Raw genomic sequence first — 6,828 nt, 5'->3', positions numbered from 1 at the left:
CCCCCCCCGGGGCCCCCCCGGGGCCGCCGGGGGGGGGGGCGCCCCCCCCCCCCCGGCGCAGCGAAGGATCTCTCCGCTGCGTGGCCGATCCGACGCGAGATCCTTCGCTCCACCGCCCGCCGCTCCGCGTCGGCCGGCTCCGCTCAGGATGACAGCCGCGCGGGCGCGGGTCGCGCGGAGACGGGGTGAGTTCGGTCAACGTTCAACAATGCCGCGCACACGGCGAGGCATGGGACCAGAGAAAGGACAGAGAGCCGATGCGGGGGAATCACGTGCGGCGGCGCCTGCTCGCCGGTGAGGCGTCGGTCGGCACCTGGCTGGCACTGCCCAGCCCGGAAGCCGCTGAGCATATCGGCCGCCTGGGTTTCGACTGGGTGGTGGTAGACACTGAGCACTACGCCATCGACATCCGCACCCTGGCGCAGATGTTCACCGCCCTCGCGGCGACGCCCACGGCGCCGATGGTGCGCATCCCGTGGAACGACCCGATGTGGTTCAAGCGCGTGTTGGACGCCGGGGCGTGGGGCATCGTCGTCCCGATGGTCAACAGCCGCGAGGAGGCCGAGCGTGCGGTCCAGGCCACCCGCTACCACCCGCTCGGCAACCGCAGCGTCGGCGGCGGCCGCCACGCACTCAGCTTCGACACTACGGCCAGCGAGTACTACCGCCACGCCAACGACGAGATCCTCCTCGTCGTGCAGATCGAGCACATCGACGCGGTCGAGCATGTCGACGAGATCCTGAGCGTCCCGGGCATCGACGCCTGCTTCATCGGCCCGAACGACCTGGCGGCCTCGATGGGGCTGGGGCTGGGCGTCCCGCTGGAGTGCGACATCCCGCGCGTGGTTGAGGCGATCAACCACGTGCGTGAGACCGCGGTCCGGCTCGGCGTCGTGCCCGGCATCCACTGCAGCAGCGCCGACGGGGTCAACCAGAGGCTGGCCGAGGGTTTCCGTTTCTGCGGCATGGCCAGCGAGTTGCGCTACTTGCTCGCCGGACTCCGCGCCGATATCGAGCGGCTCAACTGGCGCGCCGCCGCGCCAATCCGAATCGACACCGCCGGTCAGGGCGACACTGTGCGCTACTGACCGGCAGCACCGCCGTCCTCCCGTTACGGGAACGGAAGGAGGCTCCCATGCATCGTCTCCGCGTCCTCCTCCTGACCGTTCTCGTCCTGCCGATCCCGGTAGTGCTCACGGCGACACCGGTTGCCGCGCGGCCGGACGTCGCCGCCCGGAACTGGATTATCGTGGATGGGGCGTCCGGCGACGTGCTGGACGCCCAGGATCCACACCACCGCACCGCGATCGCCAGCCTCACCAAGATGCTCACCGCGCTGGTCGCCGTCGAGCGCTCCGACCTCGCGCAGGTAGTCACGGTGGTGCGGTCCGACCTGGTCCGTGGCTCCAGCGCGGAGCTCCGCGATGGAGAGCGGCTCTCCCTGCGCACGCTCCTCTACGGGCTGCTCCTGCCGAGCGGCAACGATGCGGCGCTGGCGATCGCCCGCGCCGTCGGCGGCAGCCCGGACGCAGACGACCCGGCCGCGCGCGAGCGCTTCATCGACTGGATGAACGAGCGCGCGGCTGTTCTGGGCCTGACCGACACCCGGGTGGAGAATCCGCACGGCCTGGATGCGCGGGGTCAGTTCAGCAGTGCCCACGACCTCGCTGTGGTCACGCGCGCGGTCCTCGAATCCCCGGTCCTCGCCCCGATCTTCGGCGCTCGCGACTATTCGGGCGAAGGCCACCACTACGAGAGCATCAACGAGCTCTGGCAGCGCTACCCCGGCATCATCGGCGGCAAGACGGGCTGGACCCGAGCCGCCGACCACTGCCTCATCGAGGTCGCCGAGCGCGACGGCCGCCGGGTGATCGTCGTCCTCCTCGGCTCCACCGCTGAGCGCTGGTACGACGACGCCACCGCCCTCCTCGACCACGGGTTCGCGATGGCCGCTCCAACCGCCACACCCGAATCTGCCAGCCACCCCCACAGCGGCGGATCGGGCCGCACGGCCCACGCCGCACACGCCCGGACCTGGAGCCTGGTACCGGGCGCCATCGCTGAGAGCCCTGCCCGGCGGTGGGACGCCCGGGCGCAGGCCACCAGGATGCGGTAGTCGGAACTCTGGGTATCCAACACCGACCGGTTTGGTGCTACAGTAGCGGTGGCCTGCGGGGGCCAGGGAGGCCATCCGGCAGGCGGGCACGGCCGGCAGCGGCGCCAGCGCCTCCGCTCGACGAAGAGAGGAGCAGTCCGTGCGGCTCACCAGTCGGGTCAACCGTTCCGATCCCGAGTTCCAGGCCAACCGTGAGGCTAACCTCCAGGCCATCGAAGAGCTGCAAGCGCGGCTGCGACGCGCCCTGGCCGGCGGCGGCGAGCTGGCCCACCAGCGCCAGCGGCAGCGCGGCAAGCTTCCGGTACGCGAGCGGATCGAGCGCGTCCTCGACCCGGCCAGCCCCTTCCTCGAGCTCTCGCCCCTCGCCGCGGAGGACATGTACGACGGTGAGGCACCCGCGGCCGGGATCGTCACCGGCATCGGCCGGATCGGCGGCCGGGAGGTCGTCATCGTCGCCAACGACCCGACGGTCAAGGGCGGCACGTACTTTCCGATCACGGTCAAGAAGCACCTGCGCGCCCAGGAGATCGCCTTCGCCAACCACCTGCCTTGCCTCTATCTGGTCGACTCCGGCGGCGCCTTCCTGCCGCTGCAGAGCGAGGTCTTCCCCGACCGGGACCACTTCGGGCGGATCTTCCGCAATCAGGCGCTCCTCTCGGCGCAGGGACTGCGCCAGGTGGCGGTGGTGCTCGGTCCCTGCACGGCGGGCGGCGCGTACGTGCCGGCCATGAGCGACGAGGCGGTCATCGTGCGCGGCACCGGCACGATCTACCTCGGCGGTCCACCGCTCGTAAAGGCCGCCACCGGCGAGGAGGTGACTGCGGAGGAGCTGGGTGGCGCCGACGTCCACGGCCGGATCAGCGGGGTGGTGGACTACGTGGCCGACGACGAGGCCAGCGCGCTCGCCATCGCCCATGACCTGCTGGCCCAGCCGCGGCCCGCGCCGCCGCCGCTGCCCTTTGAGCGGGAGCCGATCGTCGAGCCGCAGGAGGACCCCGAGGATCTGCTCGGCATCGTCCCGCCGGAACCGCGCCGCCCCTACGACGCGCGCGAGGTGCTGATCCGCATCCTGGACGGCAGCCGGCTACGGGAGTTCAAGGCGGACTACGGTCAGACGCTCGTCTGCGGCTTCGGTCACCTGTACGGCATCCCGGTCGGTGTCCTGGCAAACAACGGCGTGCTCTTCAGTGATTCGGCGCGCAAGGGCGCGCACTTCGTGATGCTCTGCGCCCAGCAGCGCATCCCGCTGATCTTCTTCCAGAACATCACTGGCTTCATCGTCGGGAAGCGCTACGAGCACGAGGGGATCGCGCGCGACGGCGCCAAGATGGTGGCGGCCGTCGCGGTGGCGCAGGTGCCGAAGCTGACCGTGATGATCGGCGCGTCGTACGGCGCCGGAAACTACGCCATGTGCGGCCGGGCCTACGACCCGCGGTTTGTCTTTAGCTGGCCGACCTCCCGTATCGGCGTGATGGGGGGCGAGCAGGCCGCCGGCGTGCTGGTCACGATCCGCGAGCGCGCGGCGGCCAGCCGCGGCGAGCCGCTGGACGAGGCTGGGCTGGAGCGCCTGCGGCAGGAGGTCGAGGCGCGCTATGCCGAGGAGACCAGTCCCTACTTCGCCACTGCGCGGCTCTGGGACGATGGGGTGATCGACCCCCGCCAGACCCGCCAGGTGCTCGGCCTGGCGCTCCAGACCGCCCTCAACGCCCCCATCCCGCAGACGGAGTACGGGGTGCTGCGGATTTGAGGCGTGATGCGTCATACGTCATGCGTCATGCGTCCCCCTCACCCCGGCCCCTCTCGGACGGAGCCCACCAGGGGAGAGGGGAGTAAGACGGAACACGGAACACGCATGACGTATCACGCATGACGTATGACGCATCACGCATCACACATCACGGAGGAGACACCCATGGACCCCCTCCGCACCGAACAACGCGGGCCGGCACTGTGGCTGACCCTGAACCGGCCGGAGAAGCGGAACCCGCTCGGGCGCGACCTGCTGCGAGCGCTGCACGGCGCGATCATGGCGGCAACCGACCGGGATGATGTGCGCTGCATCGTCCTGGCCGGCGCCGGGCCCGTCTTCTGCGCCGGCGCCGACCTGACCGAGTTCGTGCAGGCCGAGGATCCGGCCGTGCTCGCCGCCGACGGAGAGCTCCTTGCCCGCCTGCTCCAGTCGATCGTCGACTCGCCCAAGCCGGTTATCGCACGGGTGCAGGGCGCGGCCCTGGCAGGTGGCGCCGGACTGGTCGCCGCGGCCGACTTCGTGGTCGCAGCCGACGACGCCCGCTTCGGCTTCACCGAGGTACGGATCGGCTTGGTCCCGGCCGTCATCAGCCCCTTCGTGCTCCGCGCCATCGGCCGCCGGGCGGCGCAGGCGCACTTCCTCACCGGCGCCCCCTTCGACGCCGCCGAGGCGCTGCGGATCGGGCTGGTCCACCGAGTGGTCCCCGCCAACGAGCTCGACGCGGCGGTGGACGAGATCGTCGGCGCACTGGGCCGGGCGGCGCCGGGGGCGCTCGGTTCCGTCAAGCGCCTGCTCAATCAGGTGCAGGGCCTGGGCATCGGTGAGGCGCGGGAGCTGACGATCCGGACCCTGGCCGAGCGGCGCGCCAGCGAGGAGGGGCAAGAGGGCATGCGCGCCTTCCTCGAGAAGCGCGACGCGGCATGGGTGACGCGCTGATGGCTCGCCGGGTCGCCATCGCCAACCGCGGGGAGGTCGCCGTCCGCATCGCCGCCACCTGCCGGTTGCGCGGCTACGAGCCGGTCTTGCTCTGCGGCGAGCCGGACGCCGGCGGTTTTGCGGCACGCGCCATCGGGCGGGTCGAGGTCGTCGGGCCGGCCGGGAGTGAGATGGACCCCGACGCCGTCGTTGCAGCGGCGCTCCGGACCGGGGCCGCGCTCCTCCACCCCGGCTACGGGTTCCTCAGCGAGCGCCCCGCGCTGGCCCGCGCCTGCGCCGCGGCGGGCATCCACTTCCTCGGCCCCAGCCCGGAGACGCTGGAGCGATGCGGCGACAAGGTGGAGACCCGCCGAGCCGCGGTCGAAGCCGGGGTTCCGGTACTCCCCGCCAGCGAGCCGCTGGGCGACGACCCGAACGAGTGGCGCGCCGCGGCCGAGGCCGTCGGCTATCCGGTCCTGGTCAAGGCGGCGCTGGGCGGGGGCGGGGCGAGCTTGCGGCGCGTCGGCGACCCTGGGGAATTGACTGAGGCAGTCGCCTCGGCCCGCCGCGAGGCGGAAGCCGCCGGGGCCGGGCCGGTGCTCTACCTGGAGCGCTTCCTGGAGGGAGCACGGCACATTGAGGTGCAGGTCGCCGGGGACGGTACGCGGGCGATCGCCATCGGTGACCGCGAGTGCTCCCTGCAGCGGCGACACCAGAAGGTAATCGAGGAGGCACCCGCGCCGAACCTGCCTTATGACGCTCGCGAGCGGCTCCACACCTATGCCGTCGCCGTAGCCGAAGCGGTCGGGCTGGTGAGCCTGGCAACCATCGAGTTTCTCTACGGCGCCGACGGCACCATCGCGTTTCTCGAAGTCAACCCTCGCTTGCAGGTGGAACACCCGGTGACCGAGGCGGTGACCGGGTGGGATCTCGTCGCGCTGCAACTCGACCTGGCCGAGGGCCGCGCACTCCCCGAGTGGGCCCCGGCGCCGAACGGCCACGCCATCGAAGCCCGGCTCTACGCCGAAGACCCAGCCCGCCACTTCCTGCCCAGCCCCGGAAGGCTGGACGTCCTGGCGCTCCCCGCCGCCCCGCGCCTCCGGGTGGACGCCGCCTATGCCGCCTGGGACGTTATCCCCGACCGCTACGACCCGCTCATCGCCAAGTTGATCGCCTGGGGCGCGAACCGCGACGAGGCACTTGCCCGCCTGAGCGATGCCCTGAGCCGCACCGGCGTGGCCGGGGTCGCGACGAACCGCCCCTGGCTGATCGCCCTGCTCGACGCCCCCGAGGTGCGCGCCGGTGCCTACACCACGACCACCGCGGCGACGGTCGCGCCTCCCGCAGGACCACCGCCGCGCCTCGCGTCCGCCGCGCTCCTCGCCACCGCACTCGACCGTCCGCCGAGCAGCGACCCATGGGAGCGGATCGGCCCGTTCCGCCTGACAGGAGCGGCCGAGATCGCCTTCCACGGGGTCGACACCGACTGGGAACGGGTCTTCGCCGTGGAGCAGAAGGGCGGGGTCTGGCACGTCGACGACGGCGAGAGCCAGGGGTCGCTCCGCTGGTGGCGCGGCAGCGACGGGCTCTGGACCGTCGCCTACGGCGACGAGCTCGGCACCGCGGCAATCGCGCGCAGGGGCGACGGCACGATCGAGGTCGTCACGGCAGCGGGCCGGTGGCTGGCCCGGTCCGGCCGCCGCGCGCCGGAGTCGACCCGCGCCGCCGCCCGCGCCGACGGCACCATCCGCGCGCCGCTCCCGGGGAAGATCCTCCGCGTCCCGGCCGAACCCGACGCGCCGGTCGAAGAGGGTGACCCGCTGGTTATCATGAGCGCTATGAAGATCGAGGTCGTCCTCCGCGCGCCCGGCTCCGGCCGCGTCCGCAGCATCCACTGCTACCCCGACCAGCAAGTCGACGCCGGCGACATCCTCGTCGAACTCACCCTCACCACCGAGTGAGGCGCGAGACGAGCCCCCTCTCCCCTTGTGGGAGAACGGGGTAGGGGTGAGGGGTGTCGCCCCCTCTCCCCTTGTGGGAGAGGGGG

Annotated in this window: 5 protein-coding genes; all 5 read left to right on the top strand. The window is 72.0% G+C overall.

Features of this window, described 5'->3' with window-relative positions; genetic code table 11:
* Positions 1 to 257: 257 nt before the first annotated feature.
* The 5 genes from IRZ30_RS14445 (at position 258) to IRZ30_RS14425 (ending at position 6,742) form a co-directional block, all read left to right on the top strand.
* Positions 258 to 1,088: an aldolase/citrate lyase family protein gene (locus IRZ30_RS14445; protein ID WP_294086166.1), complete on the top strand. Its 831-nt coding sequence runs from the start codon at positions 258 to 260 to the stop codon at positions 1,086 to 1,088.
* A gap of 47 nt (positions 1,089 to 1,135) precedes the next feature.
* Positions 1,136 to 2,116, top strand: coding sequence for a D-alanyl-D-alanine carboxypeptidase family protein (locus IRZ30_RS14440; protein ID WP_294086165.1), 981 nt, complete (start codon positions 1,136 to 1,138; stop codon positions 2,114 to 2,116).
* Positions 2,117 to 2,255: 139 nt separating this feature from the next.
* Positions 2,256 to 3,863: a carboxyl transferase domain-containing protein gene (locus tag IRZ30_RS14435; RefSeq protein ID WP_294086164.1), complete on the top strand. Its 1,608-nt coding sequence runs from the start codon at positions 2,256 to 2,258 to the stop codon at positions 3,861 to 3,863.
* A gap of 165 nt (positions 3,864 to 4,028) precedes the next feature.
* Complete coding sequence (locus IRZ30_RS14430; protein WP_294086163.1) at positions 4,029 to 4,802, top strand: enoyl-CoA hydratase-related protein; 774 nt, start codon at positions 4,029 to 4,031, stop codon at positions 4,800 to 4,802.
* A complete protein-coding gene (locus IRZ30_RS14425; protein WP_294086162.1) occupies positions 4,787 to 6,742 on the top strand; it encodes a biotin carboxylase N-terminal domain-containing protein in 1,956 nt (651 codons plus the stop codon). Before IRZ30_RS14430 ends, IRZ30_RS14425 begins: the two co-directional genes overlap by 16 nt.
* Positions 6,743 to 6,828 lie beyond the last annotated feature (86 nt).

Origin of the sequence: Sphaerobacter sp., from assembly GCF_019683595.1 — a bacterium.
Taxonomy (GTDB): domain Bacteria; phylum Chloroflexota; class Chloroflexia; order Thermomicrobiales; family Thermomicrobiaceae; genus Sphaerobacter.
This window is presented reverse-complemented; position numbering and strand designations above follow the sequence as displayed.

Coding starts and splice junctions, on each gene's coding strand:
- IRZ30_RS14430 (WP_294086163.1), top strand. CDS start 4,029: ATGGACCCCCTCCGCACCGAACAACGCGGGCCGGCACTGTGGCTGACC.
- IRZ30_RS14440 (WP_294086165.1), top strand. CDS start 1,136: ATGCATCGTCTCCGCGTCCTCCTCCTGACCGTTCTCGTCCTGCCGATC.
- IRZ30_RS14445 (WP_294086166.1), top strand. CDS start 258: ATGCGGGGGAATCACGTGCGGCGGCGCCTGCTCGCCGGTGAGGCGTCG.
- IRZ30_RS14425 (WP_294086162.1), top strand. CDS start 4,787: ATGGGTGACGCGCTGATGGCTCGCCGGGTCGCCATCGCCAACCGCGGG.